General features: G+C 72.9%; 17 protein-coding genes and 1 tRNA gene. 11 read left to right on the top strand and 7 right to left on the bottom strand.

What is annotated here, in order from left to right; translation table 11 throughout:
* Positions 1-15 precede the first annotated feature (15 nt).
* A complete protein-coding gene (locus tag AC07AW_RS35860) occupies positions 16-801 on the bottom strand; it encodes a hypothetical protein (protein WP_478819638.1) in 786 nt (261 codons plus the stop codon).
* Positions 802-1005: 204 nt separating this feature from the next.
* On the opposite strand from AC07AW_RS35860, the gene AC07AW_RS35855 reads away from it, so the two are divergent.
* The gene (locus AC07AW_RS35855) at positions 1006-1452 is read left to right on the top strand and encodes an ATP-binding protein (protein ID WP_369145378.1); all 447 of its coding nucleotides are present in this window, start codon (positions 1006-1008) and stop codon (positions 1450-1452) included.
* A gap of 64 nt (positions 1453-1516) precedes the next feature.
* Here the strand turns inward: AC07AW_RS35855 and AC07AW_RS35850 are convergent, their stop codons facing one another.
* Both AC07AW_RS35850 and AC07AW_RS35845 read right to left on the bottom strand, forming a co-directional pair.
* Positions 1517-2983: an aminopeptidase P family protein gene (locus AC07AW_RS35850; RefSeq protein WP_478819637.1), complete on the bottom strand. Its 1467-nt coding sequence runs from the start codon at positions 2981-2983 to the stop codon at positions 1517-1519.
* Between the two features lie 183 nt (positions 2984-3166).
* Positions 3167-4618, bottom strand: coding sequence for a PP2C family protein-serine/threonine phosphatase (locus AC07AW_RS35845; RefSeq protein ID WP_478819636.1), 1452 nt, complete (start codon positions 4616-4618; stop codon positions 3167-3169).
* Between the two features lie 522 nt (positions 4619-5140).
* On the opposite strand from AC07AW_RS35845, the gene AC07AW_RS35840 reads away from it, so the two are divergent.
* Together AC07AW_RS35840 and AC07AW_RS35835 are read left to right on the top strand one after the other, a co-directional pair.
* Positions 5141-5851, top strand: coding sequence for a bifunctional DNA primase/polymerase (locus AC07AW_RS35840; protein ID WP_478819635.1), 711 nt, complete (start codon positions 5141-5143; stop codon positions 5849-5851).
* 153 nt (positions 5852-6004) lie between these two features.
* Entirely contained in the window at positions 6005-6595 is a 591-nt protein-coding gene (locus AC07AW_RS35835) for a hypothetical protein (protein ID WP_478819634.1), read from the top strand.
* A 221-nt stretch (positions 6596-6816) separates the two neighbouring features.
* Here AC07AW_RS35835 and AC07AW_RS35830 read toward each other — a convergent pair whose 3' ends face one another.
* From AC07AW_RS35830 to AC07AW_RS35820, 3 genes are all read right to left on the bottom strand, one after another.
* On the bottom strand, positions 6817-7794 hold the full coding sequence (locus AC07AW_RS35830) for a DUF5926 family protein (protein WP_478819633.1): 978 nt from the start codon (positions 7792-7794) through the stop codon (positions 6817-6819).
* 253 nt (positions 7795-8047) lie between these two features.
* A complete protein-coding gene (locus AC07AW_RS35825) occupies positions 8048-8650 on the bottom strand; it encodes an ATP-binding protein (protein WP_392159564.1) in 603 nt (200 codons plus the stop codon).
* Positions 8651-8763: 113 nt separating this feature from the next.
* The gene (locus AC07AW_RS35820) at positions 8764-9585 is read right to left on the bottom strand and encodes a glycerophosphodiester phosphodiesterase (RefSeq protein ID WP_478819632.1); all 822 of its coding nucleotides are present in this window, start codon (positions 9583-9585) and stop codon (positions 8764-8766) included.
* A gap of 184 nt (positions 9586-9769) precedes the next feature.
* Between AC07AW_RS35820 and AC07AW_RS35815 the strand changes: the two genes are divergently transcribed.
* Both AC07AW_RS35815 and AC07AW_RS35810 read left to right on the top strand, forming a co-directional pair.
* Positions 9770-11179 carry a S1C family serine protease gene (locus AC07AW_RS35815; protein WP_478819631.1) on the top strand — a complete coding sequence of 470 codons (1410 nt, stop codon included), beginning with the start codon at positions 9770-9772 and terminating at the stop codon, positions 11177-11179.
* A 105-nt stretch (positions 11180-11284) separates the two neighbouring features.
* Positions 11285-11371: transfer RNA gene (locus tag AC07AW_RS35810), tRNA-Ser, on the top strand.
* 59 nt (positions 11372-11430) lie between these two features.
* Here AC07AW_RS35810 and AC07AW_RS35805 read toward each other — a convergent pair.
* Positions 11431-12765, bottom strand: a complete 1335-nt coding sequence (locus AC07AW_RS35805; protein WP_478819630.1) for a hypothetical protein — start codon at positions 12763-12765, stop codon at positions 11431-11433.
* A gap of 842 nt (positions 12766-13607) precedes the next feature.
* On the opposite strand from AC07AW_RS35805, the gene AC07AW_RS35800 reads away from it, so the two are divergent.
* The 6 genes from AC07AW_RS35800 to AC07AW_RS35775 all read left to right on the top strand — a co-directional run bounded on the left by AC07AW_RS35800 (position 13608) and on the right by AC07AW_RS35775 (position 19034).
* Positions 13608-13913 carry a hypothetical protein gene (locus tag AC07AW_RS35800; protein ID WP_478819629.1) on the top strand — a complete coding sequence of 102 codons (306 nt, stop codon included), beginning with the start codon at positions 13608-13610 and terminating at the stop codon, positions 13911-13913.
* A gap of 209 nt (positions 13914-14122) precedes the next feature.
* Positions 14123-15289 (top strand): acyl-CoA dehydrogenase family protein, encoded by a 1167-nt coding sequence (locus AC07AW_RS35795; RefSeq protein WP_478819628.1) that lies wholly within the window; start codon positions 14123-14125, stop codon positions 15287-15289.
* Positions 15286-16452, top strand: coding sequence for a bifunctional MaoC family dehydratase N-terminal/OB-fold nucleic acid binding domain-containing protein (locus AC07AW_RS35790; RefSeq protein ID WP_478819627.1), 1167 nt, complete (start codon positions 15286-15288; stop codon positions 16450-16452). The genes AC07AW_RS35795 and AC07AW_RS35790 overlap by 4 nt, the downstream gene beginning before the upstream one ends.
* Before the next feature lies 1 nt (position 16453).
* Positions 16454-17491 (top strand): acyl-CoA dehydrogenase family protein, encoded by a 1038-nt coding sequence (locus AC07AW_RS35785; RefSeq protein ID WP_478819626.1) that lies wholly within the window; start codon positions 16454-16456, stop codon positions 17489-17491.
* Positions 17488-17871: a MaoC family dehydratase gene (locus AC07AW_RS35780; protein ID WP_392159556.1), complete on the top strand. Its 384-nt coding sequence runs from the start codon at positions 17488-17490 to the stop codon at positions 17869-17871. The genes AC07AW_RS35785 and AC07AW_RS35780 overlap by 4 nt, the downstream gene beginning before the upstream one ends.
* Complete coding sequence (locus AC07AW_RS35775) at positions 17868-19034, top strand: lipid-transfer protein (RefSeq protein ID WP_392159555.1); 1167 nt, start codon at positions 17868-17870, stop codon at positions 19032-19034. Before AC07AW_RS35780 ends, AC07AW_RS35775 begins: the two co-directional genes overlap by 4 nt.
* Positions 19035-19064: the final 30 nt, after the last annotated feature.

The raw sequence follows: 19064 nt of genomic DNA, 5'->3' as shown, positions 1-19064 counted from the left end.
GTGGAGGGGTCCGCGTCAGGCTGCGAGGACGCAGTCGGCGGCCGGCGGGCCGCGCCTGATCACCGTGTGCTGAAGGGCCTCGGCCACCGGCGCCGGCGAGGAGTCGGAGGGCGCCCGGAGGGTTCGGCGCGGTCCGGTGCGGGGCGCCGCGGGGAGTCCGGCGAGCAGGGCCCGTACGAGACGGAGCGCGGCCCGCAGGGAGCGCACGAGGGCGCACTCGGCGAGCTCCGTCGCGCCCTGCTCGGAGAGCTCCACGAGCCGGCCGAGGGCGTGGTCGCCGCGGCGCAGCAGCCAGCCCGTGGCCAGCGCGGCCAGGAGGTGGCCGAGGAGCATGGGCAGACCGGGCAGCAGCTCACCGGCGGGCGTGGTCGCCATCGCGGCCGTGTGTCCCATGTGGGCGTGCGCGGCGGCGGCCGGGTCGAGTCCGGCGTCGGTGAGGATGCGGGTGGCGTCGGTGGGGCTGAGGGACGCCGTCCCGGCTCCGCAGACGAGTCGCGCGGCCATCCGGACGAGGGCGTCGTCGGCCTGGCCGCTCAGGGCGAGCTGCCGCTGTCCGAGCCCGAAGAGGACGTGCAGGCCGAGCTGTCCGCCGGCGAGGGCGCCGACGACGAAGCCGAGGGAACGCTCCCGGCCGGTGAAGAGCACGGTGACCCCGAAGACGCCGAGGAAACCGGCGACGACGGTCCACAGGGCGATGCCCGCGCAGGCGGCGAGGGCGTGTCCCAACGCGGACAGCACGACGCAGACCGCGGTGAACACCGCGGCCCTCAGCAGCCGTGGAGCGAGCGCGGGGGCAGTCATGGCGGGCCCATCATCGCACCACGCGTCCCACCGCCATGAGGCAGGTCCGGAAGGTCACCCTTGGGCCTCTTCGCCCGGACATACACCGGCCTACCCGCCCTCTGCATCCGCCGAACGAGCGCTCTTGACGCCTCCCGGTGCTTACGGAGCGTCCGCTCCGGCAATAGGTATCGGTATGTCGAGCCGCTGCCGGGAGGCTGGAGCATGAGCATCTGGTGGTCACTCCATCTGCGGCGCGAGGCCGCGAGCGTGCCGCTCGCGCGGAGGCTTCTGCTGGGCACGATGGAGACGGCGGGTGTCGATCCCGACGTGTCGTACGAGTTGTCGGTCGCGCTGACCGAGGCGTGTGCCAACGCGGTCGAGCACGGCGGCGCGCACGGCCCCCGCGAACAGGGCGGGGCGTACCGGGTGACGGCGTACCTGGACGGCGAGACCTGCCGTATCGAGGTCGCCGACTCGGGTCCGGGCTTCCCGGGCAGCGCCGTCCCGGCCGTCCCGTCCGACGAGGCCGAGCACGGCCGGGGGCTGCGCCTGATCGAGGAGCTGGCCGATCACGTGCAGTTCGGGAACCGCTCGGGCCGGGGCGGGGCCGTGGTCAGCTTCGACAAGATCCTGAAGTGGCGGGACAGCCCGTCGCTCCTCATGGCGTGACGTACGGGGAAGGGCCCCCGCCGGTCGGTCGGCGGGGGCCCTTCGGTTCCAACGTACGCGGGGATCAGCCCTTCAGCGCGGCCATCCACGCCTCGACCTCTTCGGCGCGCCGCGGCAGCGCGTCCGAGAGGTTCCGGTTGCCGTCCTCCGTGACGAGGATGTCGTCCTCGATCCGGACGCCGATGCCGCGGTACTCCTCCGGCACGGTCAGGTCGTCGGCCTGGAAGTAGAGACCGGGCTCGACGGTCAGGCACATGCCCGGCTCCAGGGTGGTGTCCACGTACTTCTCGGTGCGCGCGGCGGCGCAGTCGTGGACGTCCATGCCGAGCATGTGGCCGGTGCCGTGCAGGGTCCAGCGGCGCTGCAGGCCGAGCTCCAGGACGCGCTCGACCGGGCCCTCGACGAGGCCCCACTCGACGAGCTTCTCGGCGAGGACGCGCTGGGCGGCGTCGTGGAAGTCGCGGTAGGCGGCGCCGGGCTTCACCGCGGCGATGCCGGCCTCCTGCGCCTCGTACACGGCGTCGTAGATCTTGCGCTGGATCTCGGTGTACCGGCCGTTGATCGGCAGGGTCCGGGTGATGTCGGCGGTGTAGAGCTCGGTGGTCTCCACGCCGGCGTCGAGCAGCAGAAGGTCGCCGGAGCGGACGTCGCCGTCGTTGCGGACCCAGTGCAGGGTGGTGGCGTGCGGGCCGGCGGCGCAGATGGAGCCGTAGCCGATGTCGTTGCCCTCGACGCGGGCGCGCAGGAAGAACGTGCCCTCGATGTAGCGCTCGCTGGTGGCCTCGGCCTTGTCGAGGACCTTGACGACGTCCTCGAAGCCGCGGGCGGTGGAGGCGCAGGCCTTCTCCAGCTCGGCGATCTCGAAGGCGTCCTTCACAAGGCGGGCCTCGGAGAGGAAGACCCGCAGCTCCTCGTCGCGCTCGGCGGTGACCTTGTCGGCCAGCGCGGCCTGGATACCGGCGTCGTGGCCGCGGACGGCGCGGACGGGGCCGGTGGCCTCCTTGAGGGCGTCGGCGAGCTCGCGCACGTCCTTGGCCGGGACGCCCAGGAGCTGCTCGGCCTCGGCGAGGGAGTGGCGGCGGCCGACCCACAGCTCGCCCTGGCCGTCGAGCCAGAACTCGCCGTTCTCGCGGTTGGAGCGCGGCAGCAGGTAGATCGTGGCCTCGTGGCCGTCGGCGGTGGGCTCCAGGACGAGGACGCCGTCCTGCGTCTGGTCGCCGGTGAGGTACGCGTACTCGGTGGAGGCGCGGAAGGCGTACTCGGTGTCGTTCGACCGGGTCTTCAGGTTCCCGGCGGGGATCACCAGGCGCTCGCCCGGGAAGCGGGCGGAGAGCGCGGCGCGGCGGGCGGCGGTCTTGTCGGCCTGCGCGATCGGCGCGAGGTCGTGCAGCTCGGTGTCGGCCCAGCCGGACTTCATGTTCTCGGCGAGCTCGTCGGACACGCCCGGGTACAGGCCGTTCTTCCGCTGCTTGATCGCCTGCTCTTCGGTCTCGGTCTCTTCCGGGGTCTCCGGGGTGAGCTCCTCGGCCACGGGTCTGCCTCCTCTTGGTACGACACTGAACCCCCACCATCGTACGGTCGTACGGAAGGGGGCACAGGGCCGGAAGACCCATTACCGAAGAGTCACGTTCCGCTTACACGTATCCGAGGCCCACGCGTGTCCGCGTCCGGCACGCATCCGCGTCCGGCACGTATCCGCCGCGAGAACCGGGGCTCACTCGAAGCGGGCGGCCAGGAGGACCACGTCCTCCCCCTCCACGGCCCGGTCCAGGCCCTCGGGGAGCAGGGTCCGCAGGACGTGGTCGGCGACGGCGCCCGGGTCGCCCCGGTCCGCCCTCGGCACGCTCGCGGCGGCCGCGTGGAGCCGTGCGAAGGCCCGGTCCATGGCGTCGCCGGTACGGCGCAGCAGCCCGTCCGTGTAGAGAAGCACCGTTTCTCCGGGTGCCGGGGACAGCTCCACGCTCGGCGCCTCCCAGCAGGAGAGCATCCCGAGCGGGGCCGAGAGCGAGGTCTCGACGAACTGGGTGCGGCGCTCGCCGACGACCAGCGGCGGGGCGTGCCCGGCGCCGGCGAGGACGATCCGGCGCTGCGCGGGCTCGGCGTACGCGAAGAGGGCGGTCGCCGAGCGTGCGGGCTCGGTCAGCCGGAGCAGGAGCTCCAGGTCGGAGAGGACGGCGACGGGGTCCTCGCCCTCCATCACCGCGTACGCCCGGAGGGAGGCGCGCAGCCGGCCCATGGCGGCGAGCGCGCTGGGTCCGGTGCCGGAGACGGAGCCGACGGCCAGACCGAGGGCGCCGTCGGGGAGCGGCAGCGCGTCGTACCAGTCGCCGCCGCCCGTCGGGCCGGTGCGGTGCCGGGCGGCGAGCTGGACGCCGGGGACGCGGGGCAGGCGGCTGGGGAGCAGTTCCTCGGCGACGGTGGCGACCTGGACGCGGGCGCGCTCGACCTGGAGGAGCCGGGCGAGGTGCTCGGTGGCGAAGCGGCCGTAGAGCCCGATGAGGTGGCGCTGCCGGTCGGTGGGTTCGGCGGGCTCGTCGTAGAGCCAGACGACCGCGCCGAGCCGGCCGGCCTCCTCGGTGGCGAGCGGGAGGGTGTAGCTGGCGGCGTAGCCGAGGCGGGCGGCGACCTCGCGGTGGCGCGGGTCGAGGCCCTCCTCCGTACGGACGTCACGGATGGCGATCGGATCGGGGACGCGCTCCGGATGCCCGGGATCGGGCAGGCCGTCGAGGAGGCGGCCGTAGCTGGTGGCGCCGCGCGGGACGGTCTCGATGGTGCCGAGGTCGGAGTGGGCGAGGCCGAGGCCGATGGTGCTGGTGGGGCCGTGGCCGTCGGCCGGTTCGAGGACGGCCATGCCACGGCGGGCGCCGACGAGCGCGGCGCCGGCGCCGAGCACCTCGCGGAGCGCCTCGTCGAGGGAGGCGGTCTTGATGAGGCGCTCGGTGAGTTCGTGCAGGGTGGTGAGGTCGGAGACCCAGGAGGCGAGCCGGTCCTGGATCAGGGCTCCGGGTGGGAGGGCCCCATCGGCGGGACCCGCAGCCGCGGGGACCCCGGGGAGGGGCGACGTAGTGTGCGGGGGCCCCGAAACCGTGGAATCGATTCCGGCCACTTTCGGCATGTGCGGGGCGCTCATGTCAGTCGGCTTTCCGACCGGTGCGTTTGACGCCATAGCATCGCAAACCCCCATGTCATCCTGAGCCGCTCGATGCATCCACATGTACACGCACCAGAGGAACGATGTCCAGCATTGTCCGCACGGGACTTGTGGTGTCCGTGAGGTCGTGCGCAAGGGTTGAAGTGCGCGGGAAGTTGGCTGAAAATTGCCCCCGGTGTGCACCTTTTGCGGTCGACTGGCGTCGTTTGAAAGCGCGTCATTCCAAGCGTGCTGGGTACGTAATCGGTGACAGGCAGGGGCAGTTGACACCGCCCCGGAACGTGACGCGGAACCCCGGCGTCTTTCCCGCCGCAGGCCGCAACCCGTCACCGAGTGGCGGGGAACGTGTTCTGACCCGCTCCGGCTCTGACCTGGCTCCACCCGGTCCCCCCGGGATCCACCCGGCACCGGCCCGGTCCGCACCGCCCCACGGCGGTCCGGCACCCCGCCGACCCGGCACGCGCTGATACGCACGGTGAAGTGTTCTGCACATGGTGTGATGTGGATTCGGCGTTCAACGGAAAGGAACGAGCGCTCATGCGCGAGATCCTCGGAAGGCGACGCAGGCTCCGGTTCCGGCGCAAGGAGAGGACCGCCCGGCTCGAAGCGGCGGTCACCTTCGCGGTCGAGTGGAACTGGCCCGTCCTGCCGGGCGCGAGCCTGAGAACGACACCCCGTACGCCCACGGGCCTGAGAGTCACGACCCGCACGGCCACCGGAGCGGCCTGCTCCTGTCCCGACCCCGACTGCGTGGTGCCCGGCGCGCACCCCTACGACCCCGGACTGCTCGCGGCCACCACGGACGAGCGCATGGTCCGCTGGTGGTGGACCCGGCGCCCGGACGCCCCCGTGGTCCTCGCCACGGGCGGCCGCGCGCCCTGCGCGGTCAGCCTCCCCGCGGTGGCCGGGGCGCGGGCCCTCGCCGCGCTCGACGCGACGGGCATGCGGCTCGGCCCGGTGGTGGCGACCCCGACCCGGTGGTCGATCCTCGTCGCCCCGTACGACCTCGAACGGCTCGGCGAGCTGCTCTACGCGAAGGACGGCGTGCCCAGCTCGCTGCGGTTCCACGGCGAGGGCGGCTACCTGCTCCTTCCGCCCTCGGTCGCGGGGACCGGGCAGGTCCGCTGGGAGCGGGCCCCGCTCGCCGGCTCGGCCCGGCCGTGGCTCCCCGACGTCGAGGCGGTGGTCGACGCCCTGGTCGAGGCGAGCACGAGCGCGCCGGGCGGCGGGAGCCGGCTGGCGTACTGAGGCGGGCCGGGGACCCTCTGGTTCACCCGAACGGGTGTGTCCCGGTCCGACTCGTACGGGAAACGGGCGCGCGACCGACCGGGCGCCCGGGTCCCGCCGCTATGTTCACTCCACCGTTCAAGATCTCCAGCCGAGCAGGAGCAGGTGGGTCCCATGAGCCCGGTGAACCTCCGCGTGGTCGGACTCGGGACCGCCGTCACGGTCGCCGTCCTGCTGCCCCTCGTCGCGAACGCACTGCCGACGGGGGAGCCTGTACGACCGGCCGGCGCGAGCGCCGAGGGCGACGCGAAGCCCGGAGAACTGCTCAGGGGGCTCGGCCTGGGACCCCGTACACCCGCGTCCGCCGCCCCCGCAACCGCCTCTCCGGCCCCGTCGGCTCCCGTGTCGCCCGAGCGCGTCACGCATTGTGGGCCGGAACTCGCCTCTCCCGAGGGCGCCGAGGCGCAGACCTGCGTCCTGGGCGAGGGGCCCGACGTCTGGGCGCGTACCTACTACCGGAACGCCACCGGCCGACAGCTCGACGCGTTTCTGACCCTCATGGGCCCCGGCGGACGGACCGTGCAGGTGGACTGCCCGGTTCCGGCGCAGGACGAACCGGGAACCTGTGAAACGCCGAGGGAGCACGCTCGGGGCGCGGTCACGGCCTATACGGCGGTCGCGGAATTCGCCGGATCCGGCGAGGGCGGTTCCACTCCGCTGCTGCTCCGCGCGGGAAGCAACACGGCGGACGGCGAAGGAAGTTGAATGTCGCATGCCCCGGCTCTGCCGGAAGCGGACATGGAAAGGCCCGGTCGCTGGCGACGGGGGATGCACCAGCGACCGGGCTTCGAGAACGGTAACAAGAGATCTGCTGTTCGCAAATTCGATCTCGGTTATTCGGACAGGGAATTGTCCGACCGAGGACCCGCCTTGTGGCGGAAGTCACCGACTGGTCGGTCTGTCAGTCACCGATACCACCTGGGGTATCAGCTGAGAGTCACCTGACGGTTCGTGAGACCGCCGCGCGCCCGGCGCTCCTCCGCCGTCAGCGGGGCGTCCGAGGCGAGCGCCGCGGCCAGCCGCTCGGCGAACTCGGCCGCCGGCTTCTCGCAGTCCTCGGCCGTCATGGAGGACGGCAGGTCCCACACCGGCACCATCAGGCCGTGGGCCCGGAAGGAACCGACGAGCCGGGTGTCCGCGCCGAGCGAGGTGCCCTCGCCGGCCTGGAGACGGGCCAGCGCGTCGAGGAGCTTCTCCTCCTCGTGCGGCATGACCCAGCGCAGGTGGTTCTTGTCCGGAACCTCGCACCAGTACGCCGAGTCGACGCTCGCGAGCTTCACGGTCGGGATCGCGGCCGCGTTGGCCCGCTCCAGGGAGGCGGCGACCTCCGGGTCCGCGCCGTCCGTGGACTGCGGGATCCAGAACTCGAAGCCCGAGTGGACCTCCGGCACGAACGGGGCGTCCGCGTCGAGGAGCTCCTGCAGGCGCGGGCCCTCGGCCGGCACGCGGCGCGCGGGGACCGGGCTGCCCGGCTCCGTCTCCAGGGCGCGCTGGAGGGTGTCGGCGAGGTCGCGGGCCAGGTCGCCGGAGGTGGAGTCGTTCTGCAGGGCGAGCAGGACGGAGCCGTCGTCGCGGCGGAGCGCCGGCCACGCCATCGGCAGCACGGTCGCGAGCGTCACGGACGGCACGCCCTCGGGCAGCCCGCCCTTCAGGGTGAGCGGCACGGTCGCGGCCGGCACCAGCTCGCGCAGCGCGACCCAGTCGCACTCGCCGGGCAGACCCTCGAAGGGGCGCTGGACGAGCTCGGTCACGGCGTGCGCGGCGGCCCGGCCGTGACACGCCTTGTAGCGGCGGCCCGAACCGCACGGGCACGGCTCGCGCGCGCCGACGACCGGGATCTCCCCGCTCGTGACCTGTGCCTGGCCGGCCTTGCCGGCCTTCGTCTGGGGGCGCTTCTTGGCCATGGTGTGGCTTTCTCCCGATCGCGGCTGTGCTCTGTGTGCGGTGCTGTATCGGGCGCGAGCCTAGCCGCACCGGACGCCGGGGCCGCTCAGGCGGGGCGGCGCGGCAGCCCGGGCGGGCACCGCCGCGTGGCCGCACCCGCCACCGCACTCCCGGACCGGTTCTCCGTCCGGATCGGATTCTCGGTCCAGATCCTCTTCTCGCTCCGGATCGTGCTTCTCGGTCCAGATCGTGTTCTCGGTCCGGATCGTCTTCTCAGTCCAGATCGTCGTACGCGTCCAGGAAGTCGAGGCCCGGGCCGCCGCCGACGCGCGCCGCGAAGTCCTCGCGCCGGTGTCCCTCGGTGACCACCACCCAGACGGTGACCTCGCCGGTCGCGCTGTCCCGTACGCCCCAGTCCTGGGCGAGCGCCCCGATGATGTTCAGCCCGCGGCCGCCCCGTGCGGTGACCGAGGGCGTCGACGGGACGGGCCGTGTCGGACCACCGCCGTCGGTCACCTCGACCCGCAGGCCGCCCGCCGGGTCGACCCGCCAGGCCGCCCGTACATCGCCTTCGCCCCGCTCCGCGTGGCCCAGCGGCCTGCCGTACCGACAGGCATTGCTGAGCAGCTCGGAAAGGATCAGTACCGCGTCGTCGACGACCGATTCGGCCACCCCGCTGCGGTACAGCTCGTCCCGCATCCGGTGTCGCGCCTCACCCACGCCCGCAGGGCCATGGGGTACGGCCATGCTCGACGACGTGGGCACCTCCTGTGCCACCACCAACGCCACCCCCGAGACCTCCTTTGCCCCACGCCACCGTGTGGATGCCCCAATGGCCTGGACCGGAAACCGGCCAATCCACGTGTGATGAGGCACTCGTGACGATCGCGTACGCACGGAACGCGCCGGGGCACACCCTGTAAGAGCTGTTATCCCCTGTGACGGACGGGAAAAGTAGGACGAGTGAGGCGCCTCACTCGGCGTGCAGCTCAGTCGCGGCCCAGCTGGGCGAGTACCTGCTTCGGACGGTTGGTGATGATCGCGTCCACGCCCAGGCGCTCGCAGAGCTCGACGTCCTCGGCCTCGTCCACCGTCCAGACGTGGACCTGGTGCCCGGCCTTCTGGAGCCGCAGGATCACCGCGGGATGGTGCCGGACGATCCGGATCGACGGACCCGCGATGCGCGCGCCCGCGGGGAGCCGCCCGTCCCGCAGCCGGGGCGAGACGAACTGGGCGAGCGAGACCGTGGGCAGCGTCGGCGCGGCGGCGGCGATCCGGTGCAGGGAACGGGCCGAGAAACTCATGACGCGTACGGGGGAATCGGCGGGGGACGCGGGCGCGTCCAGGCCGAAACGCTCGAGGAGCTGGAGCAGCCGCTCCTCGACCTGGCCCGCCCAGCGGGTCGGGTGCTTGGTCTCGATGGCCAGCTCGACCCGGCGCCCGGCGTCGGAGACCAGCTCCAGGAGCCGCTCCAGGGTGAGGACGGAGGTGGATCCGGGGTCTCCCCAGTCGGGGATCTCGCCGGAGTCGTCCCGGCCCTTCCAGGTGCCGAAGTCCAGGGCGGCGAGATCGGCGAGTTCGAGCGCGGACACGGCGCCGCGGCCGTTCGAGGTGCGGTCGACGCGCCGGTCGTGGACGCAGACGAGGTGGCCGTCGGCGGTGAGCCGGACGTCGCACTCCAGGGCGTCGGCGCCGTCCTCGATGGCCTTCACATAGGCGGCCAGGGTGTGTTCCGGTGCGTCCTCGGACGCTCCGCGGTGGGCGACGACCTGGAGGGGGACGCGGTTCGGGTGCTGCCGTGCGTGAGTCACCGCGTCATGGTGCCATTGGCGGGGTGGCGCGGGCACCCCGGAGGCTGTCCGTTCTGTCCGTATATAAAGGATGGAGTGTGAATGCACAGCTCCGCCTTACAGCGGCCTGACGTCCTGTGGGAAAAGCTGGTGCAGCACCCTGGAGCCACCTAGGTAACCGCGCCGTCGACGAGGAGAGCGAGCTGTGAGCACCGAGAACGAGGGCACGCCGGACCCGGCGGAGCAGGCTGCCCCGTCCGCCCCTCCGACGCCTCCCGTACCCCCGAAGGAAGCGCCTCAGTCGGCCGTGCAGGAAGCGCCTCAGCCGGCACCGCAGGCGGACGAGCCGACGGTGATCCAGCCCCCGGTCCCGGCCGCGGCCCCCGCGCCCGCCCCCGAGCCGGTTGCCGCCGCCCCCGCCGGTGGCTGGCCGCCGCCCCCGCCGGCCGTCCCGGCCTGGGGCGCCCCGCATCCCCCCGTACCCGAGGCGCCGCGCAGGCGGACCGGCGGCCTCGTGGCGGCCGTGCTCGTCGCGTCGCTCGTCGCGGGCGGCATCGGCGGCGGCATCGGTTACTGGGCGGCCGAGCGCGGCGACAACGGCTTCAGCTCGACCACCGTCTCCTCCGGCCAGGCCCCGGCCTCCTTCAAGCGCGACCCGGGGACGGTCGCGGCGGTCGCGGCGAAGGCCCTGCCGAGCGTGGTCACCATCCAGGCCAAGTCCGGCGCCCAGGAGGGCGAGGGCGGCACGGGCACCGGCTTCGTCTACGACCAGGAAGGCCACATCGTCACCAACAACCACGTGGTGGCGTCGGCGGCGGACGGCGGCACGCTGTCCGTGACCTTCTCGGACGGCAAGACGTACGACGCGGAGGTCGTCGGCCGGGCCGAGGGCTACGACGTGGCGGTCCTGAAGCTGAAGGACGCCCCGAAGGGCCTGACGCCGCTGCCGCTCGGGGACTCCGACAAGGTGGCGGTCGGCGACTCGACGATCGCGATCGGCGCGCCCTTCGGCCTGTCGAACACGGTGACGACGGGCATCGTCAGCGCCAAGAACCGCCCGGTCGCCTCGGGCGACGGCTCCGGCGGCAGCAACTCGTACATGAGCGCGCTGCAGACGGACGCCTCGATCAACCCGGGCAACTCCGGCGGACCGCTGCTCGACGCGAGCGGCGCGGTGATCGGCATCAACTCGGCCATCCAGTCGACCAGCGGCGGCTTCGGCCAGTCCCAGGCCGGCTCGATCGGCCTCGGCTTCGCCATCCCGGTCAACCAGGCGAAGAACGTGGCCCAGCAGCTGATCAGGACGGGCAAGCCGGTGTACCCGGTGATCGGCGCGACCGTGAACATGAACGAGAAGGGCGAGGGCGCGACCATCGCCTCCCAGGGCTCGGGCGGCACGGCCTCGGTCACGCCGAACGGCCCGGCGGCGAAGGCGGGGCTGAAGGCCGGCGACGTGATCACGGGCTTCGGCGACCACCCGATCGACAGCGGCCCGACCCTGATCAGCGAGATCTGGACGCACAAGCCGGGCGACTCGGTGAAGATCACCTACGAGCGCGACGGCAAGACCGCCACGGCCACCGTCACCCTCGGCGAGCGCACCGGCGACAGCTGACGGCCGCCCCCCGGCCCCCAGCAGGCCATCCCGCCCGCTCATCGCGGCCCCGCCCCCGCAGCCGGTACGCTGTAGCCCGCTCCGCCCCAGGTGGGCAGGGGCGAGGGTGGGTTGCCCGAGCGGCCTAAGGGAACGGTCTTGAAAACCGTCGAGGCAGCGATGTCTCCGTGGGTTCAAATCCCACACCCACCGCACCGCGCGAGAGCCTCCGACCGGCGGGACCGGTCGGAGGCTCTCGTTTTCCGGGCGGGTCAGGGGTGGCTGCGGGCCTGGGGGCTGTTCAGGCAGAGGGCGATGTTGCGGACCGCGGCGGTGAGTTCCTCGATTACCCGGGCCGCCTGCTCCGCGTTGTGGAAGACCGGAGGGGACGTGAGGGAACGACTCAGCTCCTCCGCGGCCCGGACGGCGGGCGCGGCGTCCCCGACGGGCATCGGCCCGGACATCGGAACGGGGGCCGGGGCGGGTACGGGAGCGGGCATGGCCAGGGGCGCGGGTGCGGGTGTGGGCGCGGTGGCCTGGGCGGACTGAGCGACCTGGGTGGCCGGCGGTGGGGCCGAGGGGTACGGGTCGGGCTCCGGTCGGTAGTCGTCGAAGGCAGGGGAGAAGGCGCCGGAGCCGGTGACCAGGGAGGTGCGCGCCTCCTCCTGGGCGTGCGGCGCCAGGGGGGCCTGACCGTGCGGCGCCAGGGGGCCCTGACCGTGCGGCGTCACGGGGCCCTGACCGTGCGGCGCCAGGGGGGCCTGACCGTGCGGCGCCAGGGGGGCCTGGGCGTGCGGCGCCAGGGGGGCCTGGGCGTGCGTGAGCACGGGGGCGGAGGGCACGTCATGGTCGTGGCGGGCCCGGGGCAGGAAGAGGTGGTCGAAGCCCGGGAACCCCGGTGTGGTCGGGTGCACGGTGGGCTGGGGGTACGCGGCCTGCCATTGCGCGCGGTAGTGCGCCACCTGGTCCTCGCAGGCGGCGCGGGCGTGGAAGACCGCGGTGTCCTCGCCCAGGTCCGGGTACCAGAGGTTGGGGCCGGGGAAGCGTACGGTCCGCATGCGTGGCTTGATCTGTTCGGCGCACCCCATGCAGCAGCCCTCCGGCACGATGAGCGGGATGCCGCCGCTCTGTTCCGGGAGGCGGGGACCGCCCTCAGGGCTGTACTCCCCGTGGTGGCAGGGCGGCAGTTCGCCGCAGGCCCGGCAGACGGCGTAGTGCTCGGGGAGGACCTGCCAGTCCTGGCTGGCGGGGGCGCACCAGTGCTTCGGCGCGGAGCGGGGCAGGTTCTCGTCGCGGAGCACCAGGACCACCGGGCGCTTGTAGAAGTCGGTGCGGTCGGAGGCCGGCTTGACCGCCTGGTTGTTGACCCGCAGCAGCTCGTTGGCGTGCCACCACAGCTCCATGTGGTCGCGCCACGCCTTCTCGTAGACCTCCGGCCAGTGGGCGCCGGGGTAGCCGGCGATCTCCAGGACGCGCCACGCCCGCCGGTCGAGTACGACGATGGAGCCGGCCCGCAGCCGCAGATGGGTTCCCGCGTCACCCTCGTCCGGCCAGTCATGGCGGCCGATGAGGGTGGGCTGGTCCGGGAGCCACCTGCGAATCTGCATGACACGCTCCTAGGCGACGAGACGCCGTGGTTTCAACTGGGGCAGTGGGTGAAATTCTGGATAATTTAGGCGCGGGTGCGGGGTTAGACACGCGCATATCTCCTTTCGCTTCAGGGTGAAAACACCCGCTGGACCGGCCATTTCGCTTTTCCCGCCCGGTGGGGCCCGTGGATGTCGTGTCCGGAGGCGGCGGTTCCGAGGGATGCCCGGCGAGGGCCGGAACACCCCTCGTACGTGTGACATCGCTTCCGTCGTACCGGCTCGTAGGTAGGCATTGCCCCGTGCGCCGGCCGGTCCGAGCCCCGGACGGGGTCCGCGGGCCGGCGGAGTGGGGTAAAAGCGGCCCCTCCCGTCGGGTGTCGGAGAGGGCGTCCGCGTCGGACGCCCGAGCCGGATGTTCGAGCTGGGCGTCCGGGCCGGACGCTCGTGGCGCGTCCTCGCGCCGCGTCGTATCTCTTTTCGTGCGGTGGAACCGCGTTCGGGCGGCGCCGGGGCGTGCGGTGTCGGCGCGTCGCGCTCCCGGGGGGTGGTCCGGGGAAACGCTTCCTCCCGTGCGGCGCACCGGTTCCGGGGATGTTTCGCTGCTCGTACCCATCATGAGCTGGGGGTTTCTCGGTTACGAAGGGTTTATCGGCTTGTCCTCACGCTTGCGGGGGAATCAGCCGCTCCGGGGTGGTTCGCCGGGGATTCGGTGGGCAACTCTGGATTCGCGACGTCGAGCACAACGACCGGGGCGGTCGGTCAACTGCCCTGGAAATGGCCGTAGTTCAGAGAGTTCCTGAGCAGTTCCGAAGCGCAGTTCCGTGCAACAGCATCAGCTTTCAGTTCCCGGAGGAACAGACATGGCAAGCATCCGTACCGCCCGCATCCTCGCCGCTGCCGCCGCCCTGCCCCTCGCCGCCGCGCTCTTCACCGGGGTGGCCCAGGCCGACAACGGCGGTTTCGCGGACGACGGATCGAACACCAGCGTCGCCACGATCATCGGCAGCGGCGTCGGAGGCGACAACTTCGGCAACTCGACCACGACGCAGCAGGTGGCGACCGGTTCCGGTGCCTCCAACCAGAACAACACCGCGAGTGTGAACGGCTCCGCCTTCACCCACATCGCCCAGTCCAACAACGTGGTGAACTTCCACCCGTGGTGGTGACCGGCAGCGCGGAATCCGGCCCGACGGGGGGCGTGACCGTGGCGTGAACGACGGCCTGTGCGCCGGTACTTCGGTACCGGCGTGCGGGCCGTCGCGCTTGTGTGCGCGGGGGCTTGCGGGTGGGCTTCGAGGGCGTCGCCGACCTTGACAGGCGTACGGAATCTGACGGACAGTCAGAAATCTCAGTCGTCCCACGGGAGGCCGTCGCCGTGCACCTCGCCCCGACCGAGCGGCAGCTGCGGCTGCGCGCCGAACTCCGCGCGTATTTCCGGGACGTGATGCCCGACGGCCCTCCGCCCGCCACCGACGCGGCCGCCCAGCGGCGCCTGCTCCGCCGGATCGGCGCCGACGGGCTGCTCGGTCTCGGCTGGCCCGAGGAGTACGGGGGGCAGGGCCGCGGGCCCGACGAGCAGTTCGTCTTCTTCGACGAGGCGTACCGCGCGGGCGCCCCCGTCTCGATGGTCACCCTCAACACCGTCGGACCCACGCTGATGGCGTACGGGACCGAGGAGCAGAAGGCCTTCTTCCTGCCCCGGATCCTGCGCGGGGAGACCGTCTTCGCCATCGGGTACAGCGAGCCCGAGGCCGGCACGGACCTCGCCTCCCTCCGTACCCGGGCCGTCCGGGACGGGGACTCCTGGATCGTCGACGGCCAGAAGATCTTCACCTCCAACGCCCAGAACGCCGACTGGATCTGGCTTGCCTGCCGCACCGACCCCGACGCGGCCCCGCACCGGGGCATCTCCATCGTCCTCGTCCCCACCGACTCCCCCGGTTTCTCCTGGACCCCGATCGAGACGGTGGGCGGGCTGACGACGACCGCCACGTACTACGACGGGATCCGCGTCCCGGCCAGCCATCTGGTCGGGCCCGAGCACGGCGGCTGGGGTCTCATCACGAGCCAGCTCAACCACGAGCGGGTCGCGCTCGCCGCGATCGGCATGCAGGCGGAGGACTTCTTCGCGGCCGTCCTCGACCGGGCACGCACCCCCGATCCGGTGACGGGTAGGCGTCGTATTGACGAGCCGTGGATCCGGATCCGGGCCGCCGAAGCGCATGCCCGGCTGGCCGCGACACGCCTTCTGAACTGGCGTTTGGTGGGTGACGTGGGGGCCGGCCGACTGGCCCCAGGGGACGCGAGCGGCGTGAAGTTCGCGGGAACCGAATCGGCGGTGGAGGTGTATCGAATATGTCAGGAGATCGCGGGTGGGCCGGGGACGGTGCGAGCAGGATCGCCGGGGGAGTTCGGCGGCGGTGAGCTGGAGCGCATGAACCGGGCCGCACAGATCAACACCTTCGGGGGAGGGGTGAGCGAGGTGCAGCGCGAGATCGTCGCGAGGATGCGGCTCGGCATGAAGGGGAGGGGTCGGCGATGAGCGGTACGGAGAAGCGGGACGGGCGGGTGACGACGGCTCCGGACCGGCCGGACGGGCCCGTGGTGACGGCTCCCGGTCGGCCGGACGGGCCGGTGGTGACGGCTGCGGACCTGCCGGACGGGCCGGTGGTGACGGCTCCGGACCGGCCGGACGGGCCCGTGGTGACGGCTCCCGGTCGGCCGGACGGGCCGGTGGTGACGGCTCCCGGTCGGCCGGACGGGCCGGTGGTGACGGCTCCGGACCGTCCGGACGGGCTGTACGAGCGGCTCGTGGCCTTCGTGGGACGGTCCGCGGCCACCGCCGGCACCGGCAAGGACCCGGTGAACCTGCCCATGATCAGGCACTGGTGCGAGGCGATGGGGGACGCGCACCCCGCCTACTCGGGGCCGGACGCCGTGGCACCCCCGACCATGCTCCAGGCCTGGACGATGGGCGGCCTCTCCGGGCACACGGACCGGTCGGCGGCGTACGAGGAGCTGTTCGCCCTCCTCGACGGCGCCGGATACACCTCGGTCGTCGCGACCGACTGCGAGCAGGAGTACCTGCGACCGCTCCGCCCGGGGCAGGAGATCGGCTTCGACACCGTCATCGAGTCCGTGTCGGAGCGCAAGACCACCAAGCTCGGCACCGGGCACTTCGTGACGACGCGGACGGACGTCCGGGCGGACGGCGAACTCGCGGGAACCCACCGCTTCCGCATCCTCAAGTACGCGCCCGCCGCCCGGCCGTCCCGGAAGCCGGAGCCCGGGCCGAAGCCCGTACCGCGGCGGCCCCGGCCCGTCGTCAACCGGGACAACGCCGGATTCTGGGAGGGCGTGGCCGCGCACCGGCTGCTGATCCAGCGCTGCGGCGACTGCGCGAGCCTGCGCTTCCCCTGGCTGCCGGGGTGCGCCGACTGCGGATCGCGGGAGTGGGACACGGTCGAGGCGAGCGGGGCCGGGACGGTCTTCTCGTACGTGGTGATGCACCACCCCTCCTTCCCAGCCTTCGAGCCTCCGTACGCGGTCGGGCTGATCGAACTCGCCGAGGGCGTGCGGATGATCAGCAACGTGGTGGGCGTGCCGTACGACAAGGTGCGGATCGGAATGCCGGTGCGGCTCGAGTTCCAGCGGGTCGACGAGGAACTCGAGCTTCCCGTCTTCCGCGCGGGAGGGGAGGACTGACATGGACTTCACCCCCACCGAGGAGCAGGAGGCCGCCCGGGAGCTCGCCGGGCGGATCTTCGCCGACCTCGCGACCCACGAGCGGCTCCGGGCCGCCGGGACCGGCACGGACGCGGAGCTCTGGAAGGCGCTCTGCGCGGCCGGACTGCCGGGTGCCGTCGAGGAGACCGGCCTGCTCGGCCTGGTCCTGCTCCTGGAGGAGCAGGGCCGCAGGACGGCTCAGGTGCCGTTCGCCGCGAGCTGTGTGTACGGGATCCTCGCCGTCGCCCGGCACGGTACGGAGGAGCAGCGCGCCCGGCTCCTGCCCGGCCTCCGCGACGGTACGACGGTGGTGACGGGCGCGTTCCCGGCACCGGGCACGGTCACGTCGCGAGGCGCCGGCGCGGGGCGGCTCAGCGGGGTCGTGGAGTGGGTGCCGTGGCTCAGGGACGCCGACCACGTCCTCGTACCGGACGAGGACCGCGCCCTGTGGCTGGTCCGTGCCGAGGACGCGGCCTCCGTCGAGGCCGTCGAGCTCACCGCGCCCTGGGCCGCCGCCCGGCTCGTCCTCGACGGGGCGCCGGCCGAGCCGCTCGGGTCTGCCGGCGCCTACGAGGACGTGCTCGCCGCCGCGCGGACCGCCTTCGCGGGGCTCCAGGCCGGGGTGTGCGCCGGGTCCCTCGCCAGGGCCGTGGAGTACACGTCCGTACGGGAGCAGTTCGGGCGGCCGCTCTCGACCCACCAGGCGGTGCAACTGCGGGCCGCCGACGCCCATATGGACACCGAGGCCATCCGGGTCACCGCCTACGAGGCCGCCTGGCGTTTCGACGAGGGGCTCGACGCCACCGGGGCGGCGCTGACCGCGGCCTGGTGGGCCTCCGAGGCGGGCAAGCGGGTCGTGCACGCCGGTCAGCATCTGCACGGCGGCATGGGCGCGGACCTCGACCACCCCGTCCACCGGCACTTCCTGTGGGGCCGGCAGCTCGACGCCTACCTGGGCTCCGGCACCGAACTCCTCGCCGAACTCGGCGACCTGCTCGCAGAGGAGGACCTGTCATGAAGCCCGGCGACGAGCTGCCGCCGCTGCGGATCCCGGTCACCCGCACCCTGATCGTCGCCGGGGCCCTCGCCTCCCGCGACTACCAGGACGTGCACCACGACGCCGAGCTGGCCCGGGAGAAGGGCTCTCCGGACATCTTCATGAACATCCTCACGACCAACGGGCTGGTCGGCCGCTACATCACCGACCACTTCGGCCCCCGGGCCGTCCTCCGCAAGGTCGCCATCCGGCTCGGCGCCCCCAACTACCCCGGGGACACCATGGTCCTGACCGGGACGGTCACCGAGGTGGACGGGGACACGGCGAGCGTCCGGGTCGTCGGTGCCAACGGGCTCGGACACCACGTCACCGGGACGGTCACCGTGGAGGTGACGCGATGAGCGTCCGCGGCAGGGACACGCTCGGCGGGCGGGCCGCCGTCGTGGGCATCGGGGCGACCGAGTTCTCCAAGGACTCGGGCCGCAGTGAGCTCTCCCTCGCCGTCGAAGCCGTGCGCGCGGCCCTCGACGACGCCGGGCTCACCCCCGCCGACGTCGACGGCCTGGTCACCTTCACCATGGACACCAACCCCGAGATCACCGTCGCCCAGGCGTCCGGCATCGGCGAGCTGTCGTTCTTCTCCCGCGTGCACTACGGAGGCGGCGCCGCCTGCGCCACCGTGCAGCAGGCCGCGCTCGCCGTCGCCGCCGGGGTCGCCGAGGTCGTCGTCTGCTACCGGGCGTTCAACGAGCGCTCGGGGCGCCGCTTCGGCTCGGGCGTCCAGCAGCGCGAGCCCTCCGCCGAGGGCGCCGCGCTCGGCTGGCAGCTGCCGTTCGGGCTGCTCACCCCGGCCTCCTGGGTCGCCATGGCCGCCCAGCGGTACCTGCACACCTATGGGCTGACCCCGGACGCCTTCGGCCATGTCGCCGTCACCGACCGGCGGTACGCGGCCCGCAACCCCGCCGCGTACTTCCACGGGAAGCCGATCACCCTCGCCGACCACGCCGCCTCGCGCTGGATCGTCGAGCCGCTCCGGCTCCTCGACTGCTGCCAGGAGACCGACGGCGGCCAGGCGATCGTCGTCACCTCCGTCGAGCGCGCCCGCGACCTGCCGCGCCCGCCCGCCGTGATCCTCGCGGCGGCCCAGGGCGCCGGCCGGAAGCAGGAGGCCATGACCAGCTTCTACCGGGACGGGCTGACCGGGCTGCCGGAGATGGGCGTGGTGGCCCGGCAGCTCTGGCGGACGTCCGGTCTTGCGCCCTCCGACATCGACGTGGGCATCCTCTACGACCACTTCACCCCGTTCGTGCTGATGCAGTTGGAGGAGTTCGGCTTCTGCGGGCCGGGGGAGGCGGCGGACTTCGTCGCGGCCGACGCGCTTCCGCTGAACACCCACGGGGGGCAGCTCGGCGAGGCCTACCTCCACGGCATGAACGGCATAGCGGAGGCGGTGCGGCAGATCCGCGGCACCTCCGTGAACCAGATACCCGGCGCGGCCCGGACCTTGGTCACGGCGGGCACAGGGGTTCCCACGTCCGGGTTGATCCTGGGCACGGACGGCTGAGGCGACGGCCTGAGCGGTGGCCGGGTGGGG

Source organism: Streptomyces sp. NPDC044003 (genome assembly GCF_056435185.1).
The sequence above is the reverse complement of the archived record's forward strand: the minus strand, read 5'-3'. Positions and strand labels throughout refer to the sequence as shown.

Bases quoted from the DNA above. Each gene is read 5' to 3' on its own strand.
- AC07AW_RS35805 (WP_478819630.1), bottom strand. From the start codon at position 12,765: ATGCAGATTCGCAGGTGGCTCCCGGACCAGCCCACCCTCATCGGCCGC.
- AC07AW_RS35845 (WP_478819636.1), bottom strand. From the start codon at position 4,618: ATGGCGTCAAACGCACCGGTCGGAAAGCCGACTGACATGAGCGCCCCG.
- AC07AW_RS35790 (WP_478819627.1), top strand. From the start codon at position 15,286: ATGAGCGGTACGGAGAAGCGGGACGGGCGGGTGACGACGGCTCCGGAC.
- AC07AW_RS35800 (WP_478819629.1), top strand. From the start codon at position 13,608: ATGGCAAGCATCCGTACCGCCCGCATCCTCGCCGCTGCCGCCGCCCTG.
- AC07AW_RS35780 (WP_392159556.1), top strand. From the start codon at position 17,488: ATGAAGCCCGGCGACGAGCTGCCGCCGCTGCGGATCCCGGTCACCCGC.
- AC07AW_RS35785 (WP_478819626.1), top strand. From the start codon at position 16,454: ATGGACTTCACCCCCACCGAGGAGCAGGAGGCCGCCCGGGAGCTCGCC.
- AC07AW_RS35775 (WP_392159555.1), top strand. From the start codon at position 17,868: ATGAGCGTCCGCGGCAGGGACACGCTCGGCGGGCGGGCCGCCGTCGTG.
- AC07AW_RS35860 (WP_478819638.1), bottom strand. From the start codon at position 801: ATGACTGCCCCCGCGCTCGCTCCACGGCTGCTGAGGGCCGCGGTGTTC.
- AC07AW_RS35835 (WP_478819634.1), top strand. From the start codon at position 6,005: ATGAGCCCGGTGAACCTCCGCGTGGTCGGACTCGGGACCGCCGTCACG.
- AC07AW_RS35830 (WP_478819633.1), bottom strand. From the start codon at position 7,794: ATGGCCAAGAAGCGCCCCCAGACGAAGGCCGGCAAGGCCGGCCAGGCA.
- AC07AW_RS35855 (WP_369145378.1), top strand. From the start codon at position 1,006: ATGAGCATCTGGTGGTCACTCCATCTGCGGCGCGAGGCCGCGAGCGTG.
- AC07AW_RS35840 (WP_478819635.1), top strand. From the start codon at position 5,141: ATGCGCGAGATCCTCGGAAGGCGACGCAGGCTCCGGTTCCGGCGCAAG.